The organism is Sinomonas soli, from assembly GCF_054782415.1.
Genome location: NZ_BAAGSN010000007.1, coordinates 21,408 through 40,566 on the forward strand (window position 1 = coordinate 21,408; position 19,159 = coordinate 40,566).

At 71.1% G+C, this 19,159-nt stretch carries 19 protein-coding genes; 6 read left to right on the forward strand and 13 right to left on the reverse strand.

What is annotated here, in order from left to right; all coding sequences use genetic code 11:
- Positions 1 to 95 precede the first annotated feature (95 nt).
- From ACYVKZ_RS07795 to ACYVKZ_RS07815, 5 genes are all read right to left on the reverse strand, one after another.
- Positions 96 to 872 carry an SDR family NAD(P)-dependent oxidoreductase gene (locus tag ACYVKZ_RS07795; RefSeq protein ID WP_460991580.1) on the reverse strand — a complete coding sequence of 259 codons (777 nt, stop codon included), beginning with the start codon at positions 870 to 872 and terminating at the stop codon, positions 96 to 98.
- Positions 873 to 890: 18 nt separating this feature from the next.
- On the reverse strand, positions 891 to 1,703 hold the full coding sequence (locus tag ACYVKZ_RS07800; RefSeq protein WP_460991581.1) for an SDR family NAD(P)-dependent oxidoreductase: 813 nt from the start codon (positions 1,701 to 1,703) through the stop codon (positions 891 to 893).
- Positions 1,704 to 1,807: 104 nt separating this feature from the next.
- The gene (locus tag ACYVKZ_RS07805; RefSeq protein WP_460991582.1) at positions 1,808 to 3,220 is read right to left on the reverse strand and encodes an aldehyde dehydrogenase family protein; all 1,413 of its coding nucleotides are present in this window, start codon (positions 3,218 to 3,220) and stop codon (positions 1,808 to 1,810) included.
- A 40-nt stretch (positions 3,221 to 3,260) separates the two neighbouring features.
- Entirely contained in the window at positions 3,261 to 4,076 is an 816-nt protein-coding gene (locus ACYVKZ_RS07810) for a MoaF C-terminal domain-containing protein (RefSeq protein ID WP_460991583.1), read from the reverse strand.
- Between the two features lie 54 nt (positions 4,077 to 4,130).
- Positions 4,131 to 5,576 (reverse strand): APC family permease, encoded by a 1,446-nt coding sequence (locus ACYVKZ_RS07815; RefSeq protein ID WP_460991584.1) that lies wholly within the window; start codon positions 5,574 to 5,576, stop codon positions 4,131 to 4,133.
- Positions 5,577 to 5,794: 218 nt separating this feature from the next.
- On the opposite strand from ACYVKZ_RS07815, the gene ACYVKZ_RS07820 reads away from it, so the two are divergent.
- The gene (locus ACYVKZ_RS07820) at positions 5,795 to 6,373 is read left to right on the forward strand and encodes a TetR/AcrR family transcriptional regulator (protein WP_460991585.1); all 579 of its coding nucleotides are present in this window, start codon (positions 5,795 to 5,797) and stop codon (positions 6,371 to 6,373) included.
- On the opposite strand, the gene ACYVKZ_RS07825 is transcribed toward ACYVKZ_RS07820, so the two are convergent.
- Together ACYVKZ_RS07825 and ACYVKZ_RS07830 are read right to left on the reverse strand one after the other, a co-directional pair.
- Positions 6,370 to 7,707: a flavin monoamine oxidase family protein gene (locus ACYVKZ_RS07825; protein WP_460991586.1), complete on the reverse strand. Its 1,338-nt coding sequence runs from the start codon at positions 7,705 to 7,707 to the stop codon at positions 6,370 to 6,372. The genes ACYVKZ_RS07820 and ACYVKZ_RS07825 overlap by 4 nt on opposite strands.
- A 15-nt stretch (positions 7,708 to 7,722) precedes the next feature.
- A complete protein-coding gene (locus tag ACYVKZ_RS07830) occupies positions 7,723 to 8,058 on the reverse strand; it encodes a cupin domain-containing protein (protein WP_460991587.1) in 336 nt (111 codons plus the stop codon).
- A 152-nt stretch (positions 8,059 to 8,210) separates the two neighbouring features.
- Here ACYVKZ_RS07830 and ACYVKZ_RS07835 point away from each other — a divergent pair, with 152 nt between their 5' ends.
- Positions 8,211 to 8,765 (forward strand): TetR/AcrR family transcriptional regulator, encoded by a 555-nt coding sequence (locus ACYVKZ_RS07835; RefSeq protein ID WP_460991588.1) that lies wholly within the window; start codon positions 8,211 to 8,213, stop codon positions 8,763 to 8,765.
- Positions 8,766 to 8,786: 21 nt separating this feature from the next.
- On the opposite strand, the gene ACYVKZ_RS07840 is transcribed toward ACYVKZ_RS07835, so the two are convergent.
- Positions 8,787 to 10,400, reverse strand: coding sequence for an AMP-binding protein (locus ACYVKZ_RS07840; protein WP_460991589.1), 1,614 nt, complete (start codon positions 10,398 to 10,400; stop codon positions 8,787 to 8,789).
- Between the two features lie 277 nt (positions 10,401 to 10,677).
- Between ACYVKZ_RS07840 and ACYVKZ_RS07845 the strand changes: the two genes are divergently transcribed.
- Together ACYVKZ_RS07845 and ACYVKZ_RS07850 are read left to right on the forward strand one after the other, a co-directional pair.
- Positions 10,678 to 10,890, forward strand: a complete 213-nt coding sequence (locus ACYVKZ_RS07845; RefSeq protein WP_460991590.1) for a helix-turn-helix domain-containing protein — start codon at positions 10,678 to 10,680, stop codon at positions 10,888 to 10,890.
- Positions 10,890 to 12,074, forward strand: a complete 1,185-nt coding sequence (locus ACYVKZ_RS07850) for a type II toxin-antitoxin system HipA family toxin (protein ID WP_460991591.1) — start codon at positions 10,890 to 10,892, stop codon at positions 12,072 to 12,074. Before ACYVKZ_RS07845 ends, ACYVKZ_RS07850 begins: the two co-directional genes overlap by 1 nt.
- A gap of 45 nt (positions 12,075 to 12,119) precedes the next feature.
- On the opposite strand, the gene ACYVKZ_RS07855 is transcribed toward ACYVKZ_RS07850, so the two are convergent.
- Positions 12,120 to 13,064 (reverse strand): helix-turn-helix transcriptional regulator, encoded by a 945-nt coding sequence (locus tag ACYVKZ_RS07855; RefSeq protein ID WP_460991592.1) that lies wholly within the window; start codon positions 13,062 to 13,064, stop codon positions 12,120 to 12,122.
- A 163-nt stretch (positions 13,065 to 13,227) separates the two neighbouring features.
- On the opposite strand from ACYVKZ_RS07855, the gene ACYVKZ_RS07860 reads away from it, so the two are divergent.
- Positions 13,228 to 13,476 carry a hypothetical protein gene (locus ACYVKZ_RS07860; RefSeq protein WP_460991593.1) on the forward strand — a complete coding sequence of 83 codons (249 nt, stop codon included), beginning with the start codon at positions 13,228 to 13,230 and terminating at the stop codon, positions 13,474 to 13,476.
- Between the two features lie 27 nt (positions 13,477 to 13,503).
- On the opposite strand, the gene ACYVKZ_RS07865 is transcribed toward ACYVKZ_RS07860, so the two are convergent.
- On the reverse strand, positions 13,504 to 14,718 hold the full coding sequence (locus tag ACYVKZ_RS07865; RefSeq protein ID WP_460991594.1) for a beta-ketoacyl-[acyl-carrier-protein] synthase family protein: 1,215 nt from the start codon (positions 14,716 to 14,718) through the stop codon (positions 13,504 to 13,506).
- Between the two features lie 85 nt (positions 14,719 to 14,803).
- Here ACYVKZ_RS07865 and ACYVKZ_RS07870 point away from each other — a divergent pair, with 85 nt between their 5' ends.
- Positions 14,804 to 15,421 (forward strand): TetR/AcrR family transcriptional regulator C-terminal domain-containing protein, encoded by a 618-nt coding sequence (locus ACYVKZ_RS07870; protein ID WP_460991595.1) that lies wholly within the window; start codon positions 14,804 to 14,806, stop codon positions 15,419 to 15,421.
- A gap of 187 nt (positions 15,422 to 15,608) precedes the next feature.
- Here the strand turns inward: ACYVKZ_RS07870 and ACYVKZ_RS07875 are convergent, their stop codons facing one another.
- The 3 genes from ACYVKZ_RS07875 to ACYVKZ_RS07885 form a co-directional block, all read right to left on the reverse strand.
- Positions 15,609 to 17,201 (reverse strand): 4-hydroxyphenylacetate 3-hydroxylase family protein, encoded by a 1,593-nt coding sequence (locus ACYVKZ_RS07875; RefSeq protein ID WP_460991596.1) that lies wholly within the window; start codon positions 17,199 to 17,201, stop codon positions 15,609 to 15,611.
- An 82-nt stretch (positions 17,202 to 17,283) separates the two neighbouring features.
- Positions 17,284 to 17,844, reverse strand: coding sequence for a flavin reductase family protein (locus tag ACYVKZ_RS07880; RefSeq protein WP_460991597.1), 561 nt, complete (start codon positions 17,842 to 17,844; stop codon positions 17,284 to 17,286).
- Between the two features lie 103 nt (positions 17,845 to 17,947).
- Positions 17,948 to 18,985: an AraC family transcriptional regulator gene (locus ACYVKZ_RS07885; protein ID WP_460991598.1), complete on the reverse strand. Its 1,038-nt coding sequence runs from the start codon at positions 18,983 to 18,985 to the stop codon at positions 17,948 to 17,950.
- Between the last annotated feature and the right edge of the window lie 174 nt (positions 18,986 to 19,159).

Sequence of the window (19,159 nt, forward strand, 5' to 3'; positions counted from 1 at the left end):
CGTTGCCGGCAACCTCATGAAGTGTGGCTGTCTGCGGACCGCCAGCTGGATCGCACAGGCGCAGTCCATCGAACCGTCAACGGCACGGCCCGGCGTCACTGCCCTTGGGCCGCGAAGTCGAGGGAGCCGAGGGCAGGCCGGGCGAGGTAGCCGAAGTCGGAGACGAGGGTTGTCCCATTGATTGGCGCGCTCGTGGGCGAGGCGAGGAACAGGGCGTGGTGGGCGAGCTGGCGGGCCGGGATGACGGGGAGTCCGCTGCCCTCGAAGCCGTCGGGATGGCCCATGTCGGACCGGGACATGGGGGTGTCGACGATGCCCGGGCACAGCGCGTTGGCGCGGATCCCGGGGTAGTCGGCGGTGACGGCCTTGGTCAGCATGACGACGGCGCCCTTCGAGGCGCTGTAGGGGGCCATACCCTCGTAGGCGACGAAGGCCGAGTCCGAGGCGAGGTAGACGATGGTGCCGACGTCGCTGGCCTGCAGGTGTCCGACGGTGTGCTTGGTGATCAGGAAGCTGCCTCGGACGTTGACGGCCATGACCTTGTCCCAGTCACTGGCCTCGATCTCATCCACCCGGGCGCCCACGGGGCCTGAAATGCCTGCACAGCCGATCACCGTGTCGATCCCCCCGTGGGTGGACACGATCCTGCGCACTGCGTGTTCTACATCGTGCTCGTCGGTGACGTCGGCCTGCTCGAAGACGACGTCCGCGCCCTCGTCGCGGTAGGCCTCAGCCAGGCGGTGGCCTTCGGGTGAGCGGTCGAGGATCGCGACGCGGGCTCCCTCGGAGACGAAGGCGTCGGCGCAGGCCCGGCCGATGCCCGAAGCGCCTCCCGTGACCAGGGCAACGCGCCCGTTCAGATTCAGATCCATGGGCAGGCTTCCTCTCCGCTAGCCCCGTGCCTTCTCGAAGGCAAGGGTGGGCAGGTCGACGATGTGGGCGCCGCCGTCGACGACGAGGGTGGCCCCGGTGATGTAGGAGGACTCGTCGGAGCCGAGGAAGCGGACGGCGGCCGCGATCTCAGGCGGGGCGGCCGGGCGGCGGAGCGGGAGATCGGCCGTCACGGTGTCGTAGGCATCCTGGCGGGAGGGCAGGCCTGCGCCCTCGACGAGCTCGTCCATTTCCTCGTCGGCCATCGGAGTGCGGACCCACCCCGGGCAGACGGCGTTGACCCGCACACCGTGCCTGCCGTAGTCCCGGGCGAGGGACTTGGTGAGCCCGATCAGGGCGTGCTTGGCGGCGGTGTAGCCGGCCATGGAGGGCCCGGCCATCAGGCCCGAGAGCGAGGAGACGACGACGATGCGGCCCGAGGACTCGACGAGGGCCGGCAGGAATTCCCGCGCCGTGACGAACGACGTCGTCAGGTTGGCATGCAGCGCCTCGCTCCAAGCGGCGTCACTCGTCTCAGCCACGGATGTGAAGCCCGGGCCGCCCGCGTTGCACACGAGGGTGTCGACGCGGCCGAACCGCCCCACCACGCCTGCCAAGGCGGCCCTCACCGCCTCGGCATCACCGGCGTCGGCCACGAGCGGCAGGGCGCCGATCTCCTCGGCCACGGCCTCGAGCGGCCCGGGTCTGCGGCCGAGAATGACCACGCGGGCACCTTCTGCGGCGTAGCGGGAGGCGATGGCGGCGCCGATCCCGGTGCCGCCGCCGGTGACGACGACGACGTGCCCGTCGACATGGGAGCCGGTGTAGGCCATGGTGTGCTTCCTCCGAATTCAGGTGGTGGTGGATTCTGGCCTCGCACCGGGCCGGCGCCGTCCGAGGACGGCGCGCGGCCCGGCGCGGAGGCCTCTCCCCCGAGTCAGCGGCTGATGACCTTGGGGGCTCCGACGGCTTTGAGGCCGGCGACGCCGAACTCCTGGCCGTAGCCGGACTGCTTGGTCCCGCCGAAGGGCACGTCCGGGTTGAGGGTGCCGTGCTGGTTGATCCACACGGTGCCGGCCTGGATCAGCTTGGCGACCGCGACCGCGGCGTCGATGTCGTCGGACCAGACGGAGGCCCCGAGTCCCTGCTCGGAGGCGTTGGCGCGGCGGACGGCGTCGTCGACGTCGGTATACCTGATCACGGGGATGGCCGGCCCGAACTGCTCCTCGTCCACGAGGCGCGCGCCGTCCTCGATGTCGGCGACGACGGTGGCCCTGTAGAAGAGAGGCCCGAGTTCGGGAGCGGGCTCTCCGCCCGCGACGATGCGGGCGCCGCGCGCGCGGGCGTCGTCGACGAGGTCCTTGACGACGTCGAACTGGCTCTGGTTCTGCAGCGGGCCCAGCACGTTCCCGCTCTCCAGCCCCGGCCCCATGGGCAGCGCGTGGGCGAGCTCGGCGAGGGCCTCGACCACGTCGTCGTAGACGGAGTCGTGGACGTAGAGGCGCTTGAGCGCGGCACAGGTCTGGCCGGTGTTGATGAAGCAGCCCCAGAACAGGTTCTCCGCGATCGCCGTGGCGTCGGTGCCGGGGAGGACAATGCCCGGGTCGTTGCCGCCGAGCTCGAGGGTCAGCCGCGCAAGGTTCTGGGCGGAGGAGGCGACGATCTTGCGGCCGGCCTCGGTCGAGCCGGTGAACATGATCTTGTCCAGGCCGCGGTGGGCGGCGATCGCGGCGCCCACCTCCCGGTTGCCGGAGACGACGCTGAGGACGCCCTGGGGCAGGTGGCGGTTGAAGATCTCGGCGAGGGCGAGCACAGACAGGGGGGTGAAGCTGCTCGGCTTGGCCACCACGGTGTTGCCCATGCGCAGGGAGGGGGCGATCTGCCAGACCGTGATCATCATCGGCCAGTTCCACGGTCCGATGGCCCCGACGACGCCGAGGGCGTCGTAGTGCACCTCGGAGCGGGCGGCGCCTGCCTCGAAGACGACCTCGGGTTCGAGGACGGTGTTCGCCGCGTTGCGGGTCCACACTGCGCACGCGCCGACCTCGAAGCGGGCGTTCGGCCCGTCGAGGGGCTTGCCCTGCTCGCGGGAGAGGATGCGGGCGAGCTCTTCGAGGTTGGCCTCGAGGTCGTCCGCGATGGCGTTGAGGATGCGGGACCGCTCGGCATGGCCGAGGGCGTTCCAGGCCGGCTGGGCTTCCCGCGCGGCAGCGATCGCTGCCTCGAGGTCGTCGAGCCCGTGGACGGGGGCATGGCCGATGGTCTCGCGGGTCGCCGCATCGGGGATGGGGCGGCCCTGGCCTTCGGGGACGGTGATGGCGTCGAGGATCGACGACGTCGTGGTGGTCATGGTGATCTCCTGTAGTGCTCTCGTGGGGTTCGCCTGGGGCTCATTCGGCCGGGTAGGCGGTGTCCTCGAGGATGGTGAACTGGCTGTCGAAGGGCAGGTGGACGGTGTCCAGGGTCGGGCCGTCCCAGCAGAACATCCGCCCGATGGAGCGCTTGTTGGCCAGGTCGATGACGACGATCGACTCGACGGGCATGACGGTCTCGCTCCAGTGGAGGATGACGATGCCGTCGGCGAGCTCGAAGACCTGGATGGGGTCTGCGTCGGCCAGGCCCACTTCGCCGCCCTTGATGCAGTGCCAGACGAAGGTGCCGGAGTTGAGGTAGATGTGCTCGTAGTGCTCGGTCGGGCTGTAGCGGTAGTAGATCCGCTTGCCGACGAGTTCGCTGGTCCGCCGGCGGGGTTCGATCTCGCCGGTGCCGGCGACGCGGCCGGAGAGGATCTCGGTGTGCATGCGGACCTTGCCGTCGCGGTCGACGAAGGAGGAGTCCGCGACGGTCACCCGTCCGTCCGACTGGTCGATGACCATGGAGACATCGCTGGAGTGGGCGCCGACGCCCTTGACGAAGTCGACGAAGAAGATGCCCGGGCGGACCTCGACGGCGCGGTAGGGGTGGGTGCCCGACTGCCCGGCGCCCTCGCCGTCGGTGATCGTCCAGGTGACCTGTCCGTCGGCGAACGTGTGCTCGATCGTCCAGCCGTTCTCGAAGCGGACCTCGATGGGTGCTCCCTCGAGGCTGTCGCTGGCCGGCAGGGTGGGCTCGCCGAAGCCGTCGAGCATCACGGTCACGTCGGGCCACTGGTCCGTGGGGACGTAGTCCTGTTCGGTCGGGGCGAGCTGCTGGTGGGTGGTGGACATGGTGGTTCCTTACGTTGGTGGTCCTGCGGAGGAGTGGTGGCCCGGGTGGGACGGTCAGCCGCCCGCCGTGGCGAGGCGGTCGAAGTCGATGTCCTTCTTCATCAGGGGAAGGACCGCCCCGGCAGCGAACGCGATGGGGATGAACCACAGCAGCTGCCTCGCGATGGAGCCGTCGCCGGAGAGCATCGCGTCGTAGTTCGCGACCGCGATCACCAGGACGGTGACCATGAGCACGATCGCGGCGGCCGGGGCGACGCGGGTGCTCCAGAATCCGCGTTCGAGCTTCTCGCGGATGAAGAAGACGAGGATGGAGACGGAGGCGAAGCCCATCATGACGATGAAGCCGACGGTGCCCAGGGCGACGAACCAGGAGAAGACGATCACGATCGGGTCGGCACCCGACCAGAGGAAGGCCATGAGGATCACGGCGATCACGATGCCGTTCACGAGCGCCGCGGTGGCGGGGACCTGGGCCTTCTTCGAGACCCGCGAGAGCGGCTTCGGCAGCGCCCCTCCGCGGGCGAGGGCGAAGACGTAGCGGGAGAACATGTTCTGCACCCCGATGAGCATCGCGATGAAGCTCGAGACGACCAGGACCTGCATCGTGATGTCCAGCCACGGCCCGACGTACTTGGCAGCGACCGAGAAGATGATGCCGGCGAGGTCGTTCGCCGCTGCGTCCTGGACCTTGTCCGGGCCGACCGCCACACTGACGGCCCACGTGGCCACCGTGTAGAAGATGCCGACGAAGATGATCACGGCGAACAGTGCGCGGGGGATGGTACGGCGGGGCTCGCGGGCTTCCTCGGCGAAGACGGTCGTGGCCTCGAAGGTCGTGAAGCAGGCGAAGACGAACAGCACGGCCACACCGAGGCCAGGCTGGACCAGCTGCGACGGGGCGAAGCTCACCAGCGACATGTCCTTGCCGCCCGATCCCGCCATGATCCCGATGACCAGGGCTGCGATGGCGATGATCTCCAGGACCAGGAGGACCCCGAGGATGCGCAGGTTGAGGTCCACTCCGCGCATCGTGAGCGCGGTGGTGATGATCAGGAACGCGAGCACCCAGCCCCACACCGGCAGGTCCAGGCCAAACAGGCGCGAGGCGAGCTGCTGCGCGAACACCGCGAACTGGGCCCACAGCCCCACCTGGAGCGAGACGTAGGTGACGATCACGATCCCGGCCGCGCCCGTGGCGGCGTGCCGCCCGAGGCCGCGCGAGATGTAGGCGACGAAGCCGCCCGCGCTGACGATGTGGCGGCTCATCTTCAGGTAGCCGACCGCGAAGACTGCGATCACGAGTGCGACCAGGACGTAGACGAGTGGGACGCCCGGGCCCATCACGGAGAAGATCACGGGGCTCGCGCCGACGAACGCCGCCATCGGCGCCGCGGCGGAGACCACGAAGAAGGCGATTCCGATGAATCCGAGGCTGTTGGACTTCAGTCGTGTCTCGCCGACGGACGGCGGCACCACGATCTCGTGCTGGGTATTGCTCACGGGTCCTCCTTTGGACCTACTGCGATGGCCCTGTGCGGGCGGGGAGAGTCTGGGACGCCTCATGGGGCGCGAGTGCCGAGGCTGCGAGCTGGACGTCCGATGCGGTATGGGATCCCTGGACCCATATTGAGCATCTGCTTAGTGATAGAGATTACGAGCGTTCCCGAGGGGGTGTCAAGGGCGTCTGGCGGGTTCCGGGGAGCGCCTAAGCTGAACCTGTGAGCCGCGAGAAACGACAGCCCAGTCATGGCGAGGGCAGGGAGGCGCTCCTCGAAGCAGCCGTCCGCGTCGGCGCGCGCAAGGGCCTGCGCGGGCTGACCTTCCGCGCCGTGGCTGAGGAGGCAGGCCTGAACAACAGCCTCATCGCCCATCATTTCGGCACCCGGGATCGCCTGCTCGCCGCGGCCCTGGAGTGGACCGTGGACCGCGCTATCGGGGGTGCCGACCTCAGCGAGTACGCAACCGACTCCACCGCCTTCCGCGAGGCCCTCATCCGGAATGTCCTGTCCGAGCCCGACATCGAGATCTTCCAGTTCGAGATGGTCATCGAGGCGACGAGGCGGCCCGAGCTGCAGGAGGCTGTCCGCGAGCTCTACGGCCGCTACGTGGCTGCCCTGGCCGCCGGCCGCACCGCCCTCGGGGCCGAGGACAACCCCGGCCTGAACCTGGCCATGTTCGCCGCGCTCGATGGCCTCACCCTGCAGTACTTCTGCAGGGCGATCACCGCCGAACAGCTCTCCGACGCGGTCGAGGCGCTGGGGGTCGCGGTCGGCACACCGTCCGGTTCCCGCGGCTAGCCTGCCTGCCGGGCCGGGTTGGTGGCCGGCGGCCACTGCCGGATGTGGAGCTGCTCGGTGATGTTTCGGGCTGCGGTGAACCCGCTCTCGATGGCGCCGTCGATGAATCCGCCCCAGCCGTTGGCGTAGTCGGACCCGGCGAGGTGGATCCGGCCTTCGGGACGCTGGAGCTCGGGCAGGCTCTCGGAGAGGTAGCCGGCCCGGTGCATGGGCCAGGTCTCCCGGGCGTACTCGTCCTCGACCCAGCTGTGGCCGGAGACCTCGAGGACCTCGATCTCGGGGATCCACCGCCGCAGGATCGCCTGGGCGGCGGCGGCGTCCTCGACGTCGACGGAGCGCCCGTCAGGGCCGAAGGCCACGAGTGTGGTGCTCTCTTCGTCGAGGTACTCGGCCTGGACGAAGTTCAGCGGCCACTCCTGGGGGCCCATGGCCACGAAGCGCTCGTGGCGGCCCTTGACCTTGATCCAGAGCTTGGCCCCGAGGCCGAGCTGTCCGCGCTCGGCGGCCTCGCGCTTGCCGGCAGACAGCTCCGGCCCGAAGCGGATGCCTCCCAGAGCGTGCAGGGGCACGGTGACCACCATGGCCTTGGCGGCGTATTCGGTGCCGTCGCGTCCGACGGCGACGACTCCCTTCTCGTCGTGGCGCACCTGCGCGACGGGGGCGTTGAGCGTCAGCGTCGCGCGGCAGTCGTCGAGGATGGCCCGGGCGAGGGCCTGGGTGCCGCCTTGGACCTTGTAGGTCGCGCAGGTCTCGAACATGACGGGCCACTCGTGGAAGGCGGCCGCGGCCCAGCGGAGGGCCTGGGTGTAGGCGGCGTCCTGGATGCGGCCATTGAAGTTCAGGGCCCAGAAGCTGCGCATGAGCTCGTCCGCGACGGTGTCGAGGCCGAGTTCGTCGATCTTCTCGGCGACGGTCAGCTGGTCCGCCTCCTTCACCGCCGGGTTGGTGAGCGGCTCGTACGGCAGGGGGATGAGCCGTCGGGACGGGGCGAGGAAGCTGCGGTTCGGTCCATCGAGGATCGCCATCAGCTCCTCCGGCGCGCCCTCGTGGAGCCTGCCGTCCGCATGCCAGTAGGCCTTCTCGAACTCCGGGGCCGCGACCACCCCGATGCCGTAGCGGGTGAGCTCGGCCCAGACATGGGGCTGGCTCCAGTGGACCCAGGTCCCGCCGAGTTCGAGGTTGCGGCCCATCCGGGGCTCGAGCCAGGTGCGTCCGGCGATGCGGTCGCGGGCCTCGAGGATCTGGACGCCCAGGCCCTTCCGTCCCAGCTCGCGGGCTGCGACAAGGCCGGCGAAGCCGGCGCCGATGACGATGACGTCTGAAGTGTTCTGCATTGTCACCCGGTCCCGTCAGCTGTAGACGAAGAACTCGGTAGTCGGCCTGACCACGGTCCAGCGCGTCTTCGCACCCTTGTTGAACGAGGCCATGCTCCCGTCGGTGAGGTCAAAGGCCTCCCCGCCGATCACCTCGATGCGCAGGTGGCCTTGGACGATGTAGAGCGTCTCGTCCTCCTCGAAGGCGAGGTCGAACGTCTCCGGGGCGTCCTCGGGCGTCACGGTCCAGATCCCGCCGGAGAGGGTGGGCCGATCGCCGTCGCCGGACTTGCGGAGCCACTGGACCGTGCCGACCGCGAAGGGCTCGGCCAGCCCTCGGTCCGTGTCTGCGTGGAAGATGGGGGCGCTCATGGGGTCGCTCCTTTGCGAGGGGGGCTGTCTGTAGGGATTGGCGCGCCAGCCAGGTGGCGCGCATCACGTCCTTAACTCTGCACTTGCTTAGTTTCCGCTGTCAAGCTCTGCGTTTGCAGAGTTTGATGGAGCGTCGCCGGTAGCATCGACCCATGACGGTGAGCGAGGTCAGGTACGGCGCGGGACGCGAGGCCCTTATCCGCGCGGTGGTCGATGTCGTGGCGGAAGAGGGCCTGGACGGACTGAGCTACCGCAAGGTGGCGCAGCGGGCGCATGTGAACAACACCCTGATCTCGCACCACTTCGGGTCGAAGGAAGCCCTCCTCGAGGCGGCGACGGTCTGGGCGGTGCAGCGCACCCAGCAGCGGGCGGACCTCACGCTGGCATCCGCCATTGACCGCGACTTCGCCGAGACCCTCACGCGGATCGTCGGCGAGGAGCCCAATCTGCAGGTCTTCCAGTACTCCATGATCCTTGCCTCCCGCCGCAGCCCGGAGCTGCGCAGGATCGCGGGGAACCTCTACGAGAGCTACATCAGCATGGTCCAGGACGTCCTGGTCCGACACGGATACGAGCCCGACCGCGCCGCGGCCCGCGCCGTGTTCGCCGCACTGGACGGGCTCGTCCTCCAGCAGGTCACCGTGGCGGAACGCGAGGAGGTCATCGCAGCGATCACGCGGCTCGGCTCGCTCATCGAGAGGAAGTAGCCCTCGGAGGCAGGGCTGGCACTAGGCCCGCTCGGCCGCCCGCAGCTCGCGCCGGAGGATCTTGCCCGAGGACGATTTCGGGATCGCGTCGAGGAACTCGACGACGCGGACCTTCTTGAACGGGGCGACGTGCTCGGCGACGAAGGCGATGACCTCCTCGTCCCCCAGCTGGGCCCCCGGCTGGCGGACGACGAACGCCTTGGGGACCTCCTCGCCGTCGTCCGCCCGCACGCCGATCACCGCGGCGTCCGCGATCTCCGGGTGGGTGAGCAGCACCGCCTCGAGCTCCGCCGGGGCGATCTGGTAGCCCTTGTACTTGATGAGCTCCTTGAGCCGGTCCACGATGGTCACGACGCCGTCCGCGCGGACCGTGGCGATGTCCCCGGTGCGGAGGAACCCGTCCGGGTCGATGGTCGCTGCGGTCGCGTCGGGGCGGTTGAGGTAGCCGAGCATCACCTGCGGGCCTCGGACCAGCAGCTGGCCGGGCGCGCTCACGGCCGCCGGGTCCTGGCCTGAGGGCGGCAGCGGGATCTCCTCGTCCGTGGCAGGATCGAGCAGCTTGCACTGAGTGTTGGGCACCGTCACCCCGACCGAGTCCAAGGGCATGCGGCCGGATTCGGCGAGTGGGAGGATGTGCGAGGCGGGGCTCAGCTCGGTCATGCCGTAGCCCTGCAGCATCGCACAGCCGAGGCGCGCGGCGACGGCGGCGCCGAGCCCGGCGTCCAGCGGCGCGGCCCCTGAGAACGCCACCCGCACGCTCGTCAGGTCGTACTGGTCCACCAGCGGGTGCTTGGCGAGCGCCACGGCGATGGGGGGGGCGATGAAGAGGTACGTGCAGCGGTGGTCCTGGGTGATGCGCAGGAACTCGGCGAGGTCGAACTTGGACATCGTCACGAGCCGCGCCCGCTGCAGGAAGGCCGCGTTGACGAGCATCGTGAGGCCGTAGATGTGGAAGAACGGCAGCACGGCCAGCAGGGTGTCCTCCGCCGTCACCCCCAGCAGGGGCCGGCCCTGGGCCACGTTCGCCACGAGGTTGTAGTGGCTGAGCATCACGCCCTTGGGTGTGCCGGAGGTGCCCGAGGAGTAGGGCAGGACCGCGACCGCGTGCGGGTCCACGGCCACGTCCGGCGCGTGCAGCCCGGCGGACAGCGCCTCCCCGAGCGAGGGGTGCGCGGCACCGGAGGGCGAGGGGCCGCCGTCGAGCACCACGGTGCGCTCGGGCGGGATGCCGGCCTCCCCTGCGGCGGGCTCGGCGCGGTCCAGGAACGGCGAGATGGTGAACAGCCAGGCGGCGCCGGCGTCGGCGAGCTGGCGGGCCGTCTCCTCGGCGGTGTAGAGCGAGTTGACTGTGGTGACCGCTGCCCCGGTGCGCAGGATCCCGTGGAAGACGACGGCGAAGGCGGGGATGTTGGGGCACATGATCCCGAGCGTGGTGCCCGGGCCCACCCCGTGGGCGGCCAGCCAGCCGGCGAGGGCGTCGATGCGGGCCACGAGCTCGCCGTAGGTGGTCTCGGCCCCGCTCGTGCCGTCCACCATCGCGACCCTGCCCAGGTCCTCCCCCGCCAGGCCCCCGAACAGGTACTCGTGGAGGGGGACCTCGGGGATCTCGACGTCCGGGTACGGGCTCGCGAACATGGGCTCTCCTTCGGATCCAACGGATCGGCGCACGACGGCGGCACTCGCCGCTGTGGACATCGTGCTGTGCCGCCGGGGCCGGGGCAAGGGCTCAAGCGGCGCTCGGGGGCGGAGCGGGGCCCGGCGGACGGCAGGATGCTGCCGGATCCGGCCCGCGCGGCGCGCCAGGGGCCTCCTCGGCGAGAAGATCGGCAGGATCTTGCCGGATCGTGCCTCGTGGGGGACACTGTGGGCAGGAGCTCAGGAAATCGGCAGGATCCTGCCGCGAGGAGGCAGGGTGGACGACGCGGCACGGGAGGCGCTGGCGGCGCTCGGCGCGAGCATCAGGGCCGCGCGCAAGGACGCCGGCATCACGCAGGCCACCTTGGCCGAGCTCGCCGGGACGTCGGAGCGGACGGTGCGGGAGATCGAGCGCGGCGCGCCGAGCCCCAGCATCGGCGCCGTCGTCGCCGCCGCGCAGGCGGTGGGCCTCACGGTCGGCGCGAGCTGATGTCCCGGGACCTCTCCGCGCTCAGGTTCGTCGACGAGGCCGACGTCTACAAGGCCGGTGTCCGCGCCGGCAGGCTCTGGCGCGACGAGCGCGCGCGCATCAGCTTCGCCTACCGGGAGGACTACATCGCGGCGCAGGGGCGGCCGGTAGCCCGCACCCTGCCGCTGGGGCCGGAGGCCGTGGGCCCCCTGCACGGCCTCCCCGCCTTCTTCGCCGGCCTCCTGCCAGAGGGCCACCGGCTCAGCGTGCTCCGGTCCGCGGCGAAGACGAGCCTCGACGACGAGCTCACGCTGCTCCTCGCCGTCGGGGCGGACGTTCCCGGCGATGTGCAGGTGGTGCCCGCGGGCGCGGCCCCAGCGGAGCCGGAACCGCTCGCCGACCTCGACGCGGCGCCCGCGGACTTCTCGCGGCTCGCCGATGCCCTCGACCTGCACGGGCTGCCCGGCGTTCAGGACAAGGTCAGCGCCTCGATGCTCTCCGCGCCCGTGGCCTCCGCGCACCACCGGTGGATCCTCAAGCTCGACCCGCCCGGCACGCCCCACCTCGTGCTCAACGAGGCGCTGCACCTCGCGGCCGCCCGCGCGCTGCGGATCCCCGTCGCCTCCGCCCACGTGGTGCGCGACGCCGGGGGGGTGCCGGGGCTCCTCGTCTCGCGGTTCGACAGGCTGCATGAGGCCGGCCGCTGGCGCCGCCTCGAGCTCGAGGACGGCGCCCAGATCCTGGGCATCCTGCCCGCCGCGAAGTACTCGGTGGCGGCCGAGGACCTCGTCGCCGCCGTCGCAGCGGCCTGCCGGGCACCGGCGGTCGCCGTCCGCAACCTGTACCTGCAGTTCCTCTTCGCGTGGCTCACGGGCAACGGCGACCTCCACGCCAAGAACGTGGCGGTCCTGACCGGCCCGGCCGGGCACCGTGCCCCCGCCCCGGCCTTCGACCTCCCCAGCACCGTGCTCTACGGAGACATGACCATGGCGCTGCCCATCGCCGGGAGGACCAAGGGCCTGCGGGCCCGGCACTGGGCCGAGTTCGCCGCGGCGATCGGCCTGCCCGAGCGGGCCGCCGCGTCCGCCACCGCGCTGGCGCTCAGGGCCGCGGCCGGCGCGGACCTCGCGGCGCTCCCCTTCGAGGGCTCGCCGCTCAACCGGGCCCTCCGGGAGCTGCGGCACCGCAGGGCCGAGTTCGGCTAGCCCTCGCTTCGGCCTGCCCTGGCTCCCGCGGTCGGAGGGCGCCGGTCAGGACCCGGCCGCGGTGAGCCGCTCCGCGAGCTCGCGCATCGCGTCGCGCAGCTCCGGCGGGTCGATCACGGTGACCGGCCAGCCGAGCCGGACCACGTGGTAGGCCACGTAGTCGAGGTCGTCCGCGCCCGCGGTGAGGATGCTGCCCTCGCCGTCCGGCTCCACCACGGCCATGGTGGACGGGACGCGCTCGGCTACCTCGTGGGCCGGGGCGTGGATGCGGACCTTGGCGACGAACTGGTACGGCGCCTGCGTGATGGAGGACTGGACGTACTCGACCGCATCCGGCGCCTCCCGGGGCCTGAAGCGCCAGCCGGTGCCGCGCGCTGCCGTCATCCGGTCCAGCCGGAAGGTCCTCCAGTCCTCTCGGTCCAGGTCCCACGCCATGAGGTACCAGCGGCGGGCGGCGGCCACGAGGCGGTACGGCTCGACCCGGCGCTCGGACCGCTCGCCGCCGGACTTCGTGTAGTCGAACGTGGCCCGCTCCGGGGTGCGGATGGCCCGCGCGAGGGCCACGAGGATGTCCGCGTCCACGGCCGTCACCGGGCTGTCCAGGCTCACGGTCGCCTCGATGACGCCCTTGACCTCGGCGCGCAGCCTGACCGGTAGCACCTGGTCGAGCTTGGCGAGGGAGCGGACGGCGGCCTCGCCGAGCCCCGCGACCGTCCCGCCCGCGGCGAGCCGGAGGCTGACGGCCACCGCCACGGCCTCCTCGTCGTCGAGCAGCAGCGGCGGCAGCGCCTTCCCTGCGCCGAGCTGGTAGCCGCCCCCGGTCCCGTGCTCGGCGCGCACGGGGTAGCCGAGCTCGCGCAGGCGGTCCATGTCGCGGCGGATGCTGCGCGTGGTGACCCCGAGCCGCTCGGCGAGCTCCGCACCCGTCCACACGGGGCGGGACTGGAGCAGGTTCAGCAGGCTCAGGACGCGCTGCGTCGTGTCGTTCATGGCTCCATCATGGACTCCTGCTGCGGACAGGAGCTGTCCTCAGTGACCCTCCTGAGCGCGCCGCCGCCCGATCGAGACAGCGGACCGACCCTGTCCTGCACCCCCGCGACACTGGTCTCGGGACACCAGGAGCCCCGGGAACGGGCAGGGAAGAGGAGTGGTCATGGCTGCACAGGGGACCGTCGAGCAGCTCCACGGCGTGGCGTGGACCGGGCCGGGGAACACGCAGGAGGCTGCGCGGGAGGCGGGCCGGATGCCCGAGCTGCTGCGCGCCGTCGTCCGCGGGTGGGCCCGCAGGTGGGAAGGCGCGGTCCGCGCGTGGCGGGGCGCGGACCGGCGGGCGCAGGGGCTCGACGAGCGGCGCGAGGAGGTGCGCCGGGACGTGGCGATGCTCGGCCCGCGCCCGTGGTGAGCTCCCAGCCCGCCCGGACGGCGAGGCTCAGGCGCGGGTGAGCAGCAGGCTCACGTTGTGGCCGCCGAACCCGAACGAGTTCGAGACGGCGGCCTCGACGCGGGCCGCCCTCGGGGCGCCTGCGACGACGTCGAGGTCGATCGCCGGATCGAGGCGGTCGAGGTTGCGCGTTGGCGGGATGATGCCGGACTCCAGGGTGAGCGCCGTGAGGATTGCCTCGACCGCACCGGCCGCGCCGACGAGGTGCCCGACCGCCCCCTTCGGCGCGGTCACCGCCACCTGCTCGCCGAGGGCCTCGCGCACGGCGATGGCCTCGCTGATGTCGCCGACGTGGGTACCGGTGGCGTGCGCGTTGACGTGCTGGATATCGCCGCCGTCGATGCCCGCGCGGCGCAGGGCCTTGCGGATCGCCTTGATCTGGCCGACGCCCTCGGGGTCGGTGCCGGTGATGTGGAACGCGTCCGCCGTGACCCCGTAGCCGGAGAGGGCTGCGTGGACGCGGGCCCGGCGCGCCCGGGCGTGCTCCGCGCGCTCGAGGACCACGACGCCGGCCCCCTCGCCGAGCACGAACCCGGTGCGGTCGGCGTCGAACGGGCGGGAGACGGCCTCGGGGTCGCCCTGGGCCTTCGAGAGGGCACCGATCTGGGCGAACCCGGCGATGGTCAGCGGCGTGATCGCGGCCTCGGCGCCGCCCGCGATGACGATGTCCGCCTCGTCGCACTCGATGAGCCGGGCAGCGTGCACGATCGCCTCGGCGCCCGAGGCGCACGCGGAGGCCGGGGCCATGGCGGCGGCGCGGGCCCCGTACTCGATGCTCAGCTGAGCGGCGGCGGCGTTGGCCATGAGCATGGGGACCGTGCGCGGGGACACCCGGCGGGAGCCGGAGGCCTCGAGGACGTCGTCCTGGGCCAGGAGGGTCTCCACCCCGCCAATGCCGGTCCCGATCACGACGGCGAGCCGGTCGCCGTCGACTTCCGGGGCGCCGGCGTCGGCCCACGCCTCGCGGGCCGCAATGACCGCGGCCTGCTGGCTCCTGTCGAGGCGGCGCGCCTGGACAGGCTGCATGGCCTGCTCCGGCTCGACCGCGAGCCGCCCGGCGATGTGGACGGGGAGCGAGGGGTCGAATCCTGAGAGGGCGCGCACCCCGGACCGGAGGGACAGGACGCCCTCCCAGAGCTCGGGCACGGTGCCGCCCAGCGGCGTCGTGGCACCCATTCCGGTGATGACGATCTCGGTCCCCATGATGTCCTCTGTGTGGAAGCGCCCCCGCGCAGGCCTTGTATGCCGTACAAGAAGGAAAGTTGTTTGTACAGCATACAATTCAGCTATGGGTCCCGTCGAGACACGCGCTGCCGCCGCCGCACGCCGCCTCCTGGCCCCGCGCAAGGGCCGCGGTGCGGAGACGCGGCAGCGCATCGTCGACGCTGCGGCGGCGCTGTTCGCCACCCGTCCCGCCGACTCCGTGACGGTCAGCCAGATCGCCGCCGCGGCGCGGGTCTTCCCGAACCAGATCACGTACCACTTCGGCTCGAAGGACTCCCTCTTCATCCACGCCGCCTTCGTGCTCCTGCTGCGGGACGCCGGGCGGCTCGAGGGCGTGGGCGCGCGGCTCTCGTCGGCCGAGGCGTTCCGGCGCGCCATGGCGCGGACCGCCCTCGTGACCCCGTCGCTGCCCGTGGTGATCAGCGCGCTCGCCCTCGCCCGGGCCAAGCCGAAGCTGAGCCCCGTGGTCAAGGGCCACCTGAGCCTCCTGTTCCGCATCTCCGAGCAGTACCTCGAGACCATGCTGGCGCTGCGCGGCTGGGTGATCGACCGCAGCCCCCGGCAGGAGGTCAAGACCTTCTGGTCGGCCGCGTTCGGGGCGATCCTCATCGCCGAGTCCGGCTACCCGGGAACCCAGGCCGACCTCGACCTGGCCGGCACCCTGACCATCCGGGAGCCCTGAGCGGCAGGCGGGCCGGGCCGCCGTCGTCCGCCGCACCCGCAGAAGCTGACGGACAGGAGGTGACCCCCAGACGGAGGGGGAACGGTCCCCGCCCGTCTGAGGGTCACCTCCTGGGAATCAGGTCCTGAGGGTCACCTCCTGGGAATCAGGTCCTGAGGGTCACGTCCTGGGAGTCGCCTCCTGAGGGTCAGCGGTTGAGGAAGACGCTCACATCCTCGTTGCCGATCAGGTCGGGCACCGTCCAGCCGTCGAGGTCATACTCGGCGAGGCACTGGTCCGCGAAGCCCTTCATCGCCGCGGTGGTGCCGTTGGCCTGCGCCGCCATGAGCGTCTCGAGCCGCACGCCCTCGTGGTTGCCGGCGTAGTTGCGCTCGTAGAGCTCGTGCCGGCCGCCGAACTCGGTGCCGATCGCGTCCCAGAGCAGCTTCATGAGCTTGACCCGCTCCACGGCCGTCACGCCCTCGGAGCCGCGGATGTACTTGTCGAGGTACGGGCGGATCTCGGGGGTCTTGAAGTCGAGCGCGCTCGAGTTGAGGTAGATGAGGCCCGAGGCCACGTCCTGCTCGATGATCTCCTTGATCCGGGGGTAGCCGACCGACATGAACACGCGGTAGGACATCGCATAGTCCGCCTTCGGCAGCACCGTCCCGTTGGGGCCAGCGTCGGGGTTGAGCGCCATGGCGTCCGCGAGGCCGTAGAACATGTTGCGCCACGCAATCACCTCGCCGGCGCGGGCCTGCACCCCGCGGAAGTCCTTGGTGCCGGTGATCTCGAGAGCCTTGAGCAGCAGTCCGGCGATGAAGTCGAGCTTCACGGCCAGGCGGATCACCCCCTGGAAGGAGAAGCGGTTGAGGAAACCGGTGGCCGGGGTGAAGTTGTTCATCTTCTCGACGTCGCCGTAGGAGAAGACGTTCTCCCACGGGACGAGCACGTTGTCGAAGACGAACACGGCGTCGTTCTCGTCCAGCCGGGAGGACAGCGGGTAGTCGAACGGCGTGCCCATCACGGCGGCCTGGTGCGCGTACGAGGCCCGGGAGATGAGCTTCACGCCCGGAGAATCCATGGGCACCGTGCAGATGAGCGCGAACTCCTTGCGCTTGATCGGCAGGCCGTAGTGCGCGATGAAGTTGTACTGCGTGATGGCGGACCCGGTCGCGACCACCTTGGCGCCCGAGACGATGAGGCCGGCGTCGGTCTCCTTCTGGACCTTCATGAACACGTCCCCGGCCTGGTCCGGCGGGAGGTGGCGGTCCACCGGCGGGTTCACGATGGCGTGGTTCCAGTAGAGGACCTTCTCCTGCGACTCCTTGTACCAGCGGTCAGCGTTGTCCTGGTACGGCTCGTAGTACTCGGGCATCCCGCCGAGCGTGCCGAGGAAGGACCCCTTGTAGTCCGGCGAGCGGCCGAGCCAGCCGTAGGACATCCGGGCCCACGTCTCGATCGCTGTCCGCGAGGCCTTCAGGTCCTCGACCCCGCGGGCAGCCTTGAAGAACGGGTGCGTGAGGCCCCCGGAGCCGGTGTCGGTGGGGACCAGGAGCTTGGAGGCCGTCTCCTCGCGGTGGAAGCCGTCGTAGAGCCGGGCGACCATCCGGACCGAGTTGCGGAACGCCGGGTGGGTGGTGACGTCCTTGACGCGTTCGCCGTAGATCCACACCTCCCGCCCGTCGCGCAGCGACTCGATGTACTCGTCGCCGGTCTGCGGCTTGAGCGGGTTGGCGGGGGTGGTGCGGGTGCTCATGTCGGGCAGCTGGGTGACGGGCTGGTCGAGGATCTCGGTCATGGCGTGGGTTTCCTTTCATGGCGGCCGACGGCGGCGCTGCCGCGGACTGCGGTGGGCGGGTCTGGGAGAGGGCGGAACGGGTTCAGGCGGGGGCGAGGGCCGGGAAGGACGCAAGCTGGGCGGCATGGCCGTCACCGCAGTAGTCCCACGGCGCCCCGCCGACGAGGCCGCCGAGGTGGTGGAACTTCCCGCCGAAGAACAGCAGCGGCGGGACGGGGGTGATCTCGAGCGCGAGGACCTCGCCGATGACGATGAGGTGATCACCGCCGTCGTACACGTTCCACGGGCGGCACTCGAGGGTCGCGGCGTTGCCGGCGAGCACCGGGACTCCGGTGGCGCTCGTTCCCCAGGCGGGGCCGCCCCTCATGGGCCGGCCTGCGAAGTGCAGGCAGGTGTCCTGCTGGGAGAGGCTGAGCACATTGATCGCGAACGGCCGGGCCGCGGCATACGTCGCGAGCTTCGAGTCGCGCATGAGCGTGACCTGGGCGAGCGGCGGGTCGAGGGAGACTGCGGTGAAGGCGCTCACCGTGGCCCCGTGGGCCTCGCCGTCATCATTGCGGGTCGTGACGACCGTGACGCCGGTACCGAAGCGTCCGAAGGCGTGGCGCAGGTCCCGTGGATCGAAGGCTGTGTCAGTGGTCATAGCCCGAGTGTTCCAAGTCACACTCAGCGGGGGCGCCCTTCGCGTCCTGCCTGTCCGTGAGGTGCAAGAACGCGTCCCCGCAGTGCAAAAGGCGGGGCCGCGGTCAGCTTCGGGGGTCGGGCCGCCCGGGACGCCGGTCCCGGCGGGCCTCGCGCGGCGTGAGGCCGAAGCGCGCCTTGAAGGCCCGGGCGAAGTAGGCCTGCGCGGAGAAGCCGCAGCGGGCGGCGATGGCGGAGATCGGCGTCATGCCCTCGCGCGGGTCGGCGAGGAGGCCGGCGGCGCGCTCGAGGCGACGCCTCAGGACATAGGCGCCCGGAGGCTCGCCCGCCTCGGTGAACACGCGGGTGAGGTGGCGCTCGCTGAGGCCGACGGCGTCGGCGATCTGGGCGGGACCGAGGCAAGGGTCCCCGAGGTGCTCGTCGATGAAGCACCGTGCAGCCGCGAGGTACCCCTCGGCGGTGCCCTCGCCCGTGCGCACCACGAGGAGGCGGAGGAGCTCCAGGGCCGAGGCCTCGACCGCACCCAGGTCTGGGCCCGGGGCCGGGTCCGGGCCGGGACCGCCGGCCCCCGGACAGGCTGCGAGCGCGGCCCGGACGAGCCGCGCGAGGGCGCGCATGTGCCGGTTCGCGGGGGCCGGTTCCTGGAAGTCGACCACGAGGGGCCTGCGGAGCGGCCGGCCGCCGGACAGCTCGAGGTAGGTCTCCCGCGGGATCGTCAGGACCATTTCCTCCACTCCGCGGTGGAAGCCCCGCATGAAGGGCCTGTCTGCGTCGTAGAGGACGGCCTGCCCGGGCCGGAGGGCCTCGAAGCCCCCGGGATAGTAGAAGAAGGCCTCCCCGCGGAGGGCGAAGAACACGCCGATGACGCCCATGGGGTGCTTGCGGATGTAGGCCTCGGACCGCTCGATCACCTGGGCGCTCCCCCGCACCTGCGCCAGCTTGACCGAGCCGAAGTGCAGGTTGACCTCCGCCGCGTCCAGCGGGGCCTCGTCCATGGTGCGGATGTCCAGGTCGATGAGGGCCCTCGCGTTGTGGACCGACCAGAGTTCCATGCGCTGCGCAGCAGGGATCCCCCGGGTCGAGAAGGCCAGCGATCTGGGACGGCCGCGGCCGTCCGGGGGCAGGATCTGCTCAGGGGGCATCGTGCGCCTTCCTGCCGGAGGCTCCGTTGCCCGCGCGGCCGAGTCTGTGGTCTGCATCACGTCCGGATTGCCCCACGCTAGGACTGGGCATTAGGGGAGGTGAATCATCGGCTTCCACTGAGCTGAATCGACCCCGGCGCTCCCGGGAGCCGCCGACCGACGGCGGTACCCTGA

Coding starts and splice junctions, on each gene's coding strand:
- ACYVKZ_RS07795 (WP_460991580.1), bottom strand. CDS start 872: ATGGATCTGAATCTGAACGGGCGCGTTGCCCTGGTCACGGGAGGCGCT.
- ACYVKZ_RS07800 (WP_460991581.1), bottom strand. CDS start 1,703: ATGGCCTACACCGGCTCCCATGTCGACGGGCACGTCGTCGTCGTCACC.
- ACYVKZ_RS07805 (WP_460991582.1), bottom strand. CDS start 3,220: ATGACCACCACGACGTCGTCGATCCTCGACGCCATCACCGTCCCCGAA.
- ACYVKZ_RS07810 (WP_460991583.1), bottom strand. CDS start 4,076: ATGTCCACCACCCACCAGCAGCTCGCCCCGACCGAACAGGACTACGTC.
- ACYVKZ_RS07825 (WP_460991586.1), bottom strand. CDS start 7,707: ATGCAGAACACTTCAGACGTCATCGTCATCGGCGCCGGCTTCGCCGGC.
- ACYVKZ_RS07830 (WP_460991587.1), bottom strand. CDS start 8,058: ATGAGCGCCCCCATCTTCCACGCAGACACGGACCGAGGGCTGGCCGAG.
- ACYVKZ_RS07835 (WP_460991588.1), top strand. CDS start 8,211: ATGACGGTGAGCGAGGTCAGGTACGGCGCGGGACGCGAGGCCCTTATC.
- ACYVKZ_RS07840 (WP_460991589.1), bottom strand. CDS start 10,400: ATGTTCGCGAGCCCGTACCCGGACGTCGAGATCCCCGAGGTCCCCCTC.
- ACYVKZ_RS07850 (WP_460991591.1), top strand. CDS start 10,890: ATGTCCCGGGACCTCTCCGCGCTCAGGTTCGTCGACGAGGCCGACGTC.
- ACYVKZ_RS07855 (WP_460991592.1), bottom strand. CDS start 13,064: ATGAACGACACGACGCAGCGCGTCCTGAGCCTGCTGAACCTGCTCCAG.
- ACYVKZ_RS07860 (WP_460991593.1), top strand. CDS start 13,228: ATGGCTGCACAGGGGACCGTCGAGCAGCTCCACGGCGTGGCGTGGACC.
- ACYVKZ_RS07865 (WP_460991594.1), bottom strand. CDS start 14,718: ATGGGGACCGAGATCGTCATCACCGGAATGGGTGCCACGACGCCGCTG.
- ACYVKZ_RS07870 (WP_460991595.1), top strand. CDS start 14,804: ATGGGTCCCGTCGAGACACGCGCTGCCGCCGCCGCACGCCGCCTCCTG.
- ACYVKZ_RS07875 (WP_460991596.1), bottom strand. CDS start 17,201: ATGACCGAGATCCTCGACCAGCCCGTCACCCAGCTGCCCGACATGAGC.
- ACYVKZ_RS07880 (WP_460991597.1), bottom strand. CDS start 17,844: ATGACCACTGACACAGCCTTCGATCCACGGGACCTGCGCCACGCCTTC.
- ACYVKZ_RS07885 (WP_460991598.1), bottom strand. CDS start 18,985: ATGCCCCCTGAGCAGATCCTGCCCCCGGACGGCCGCGGCCGTCCCAGA.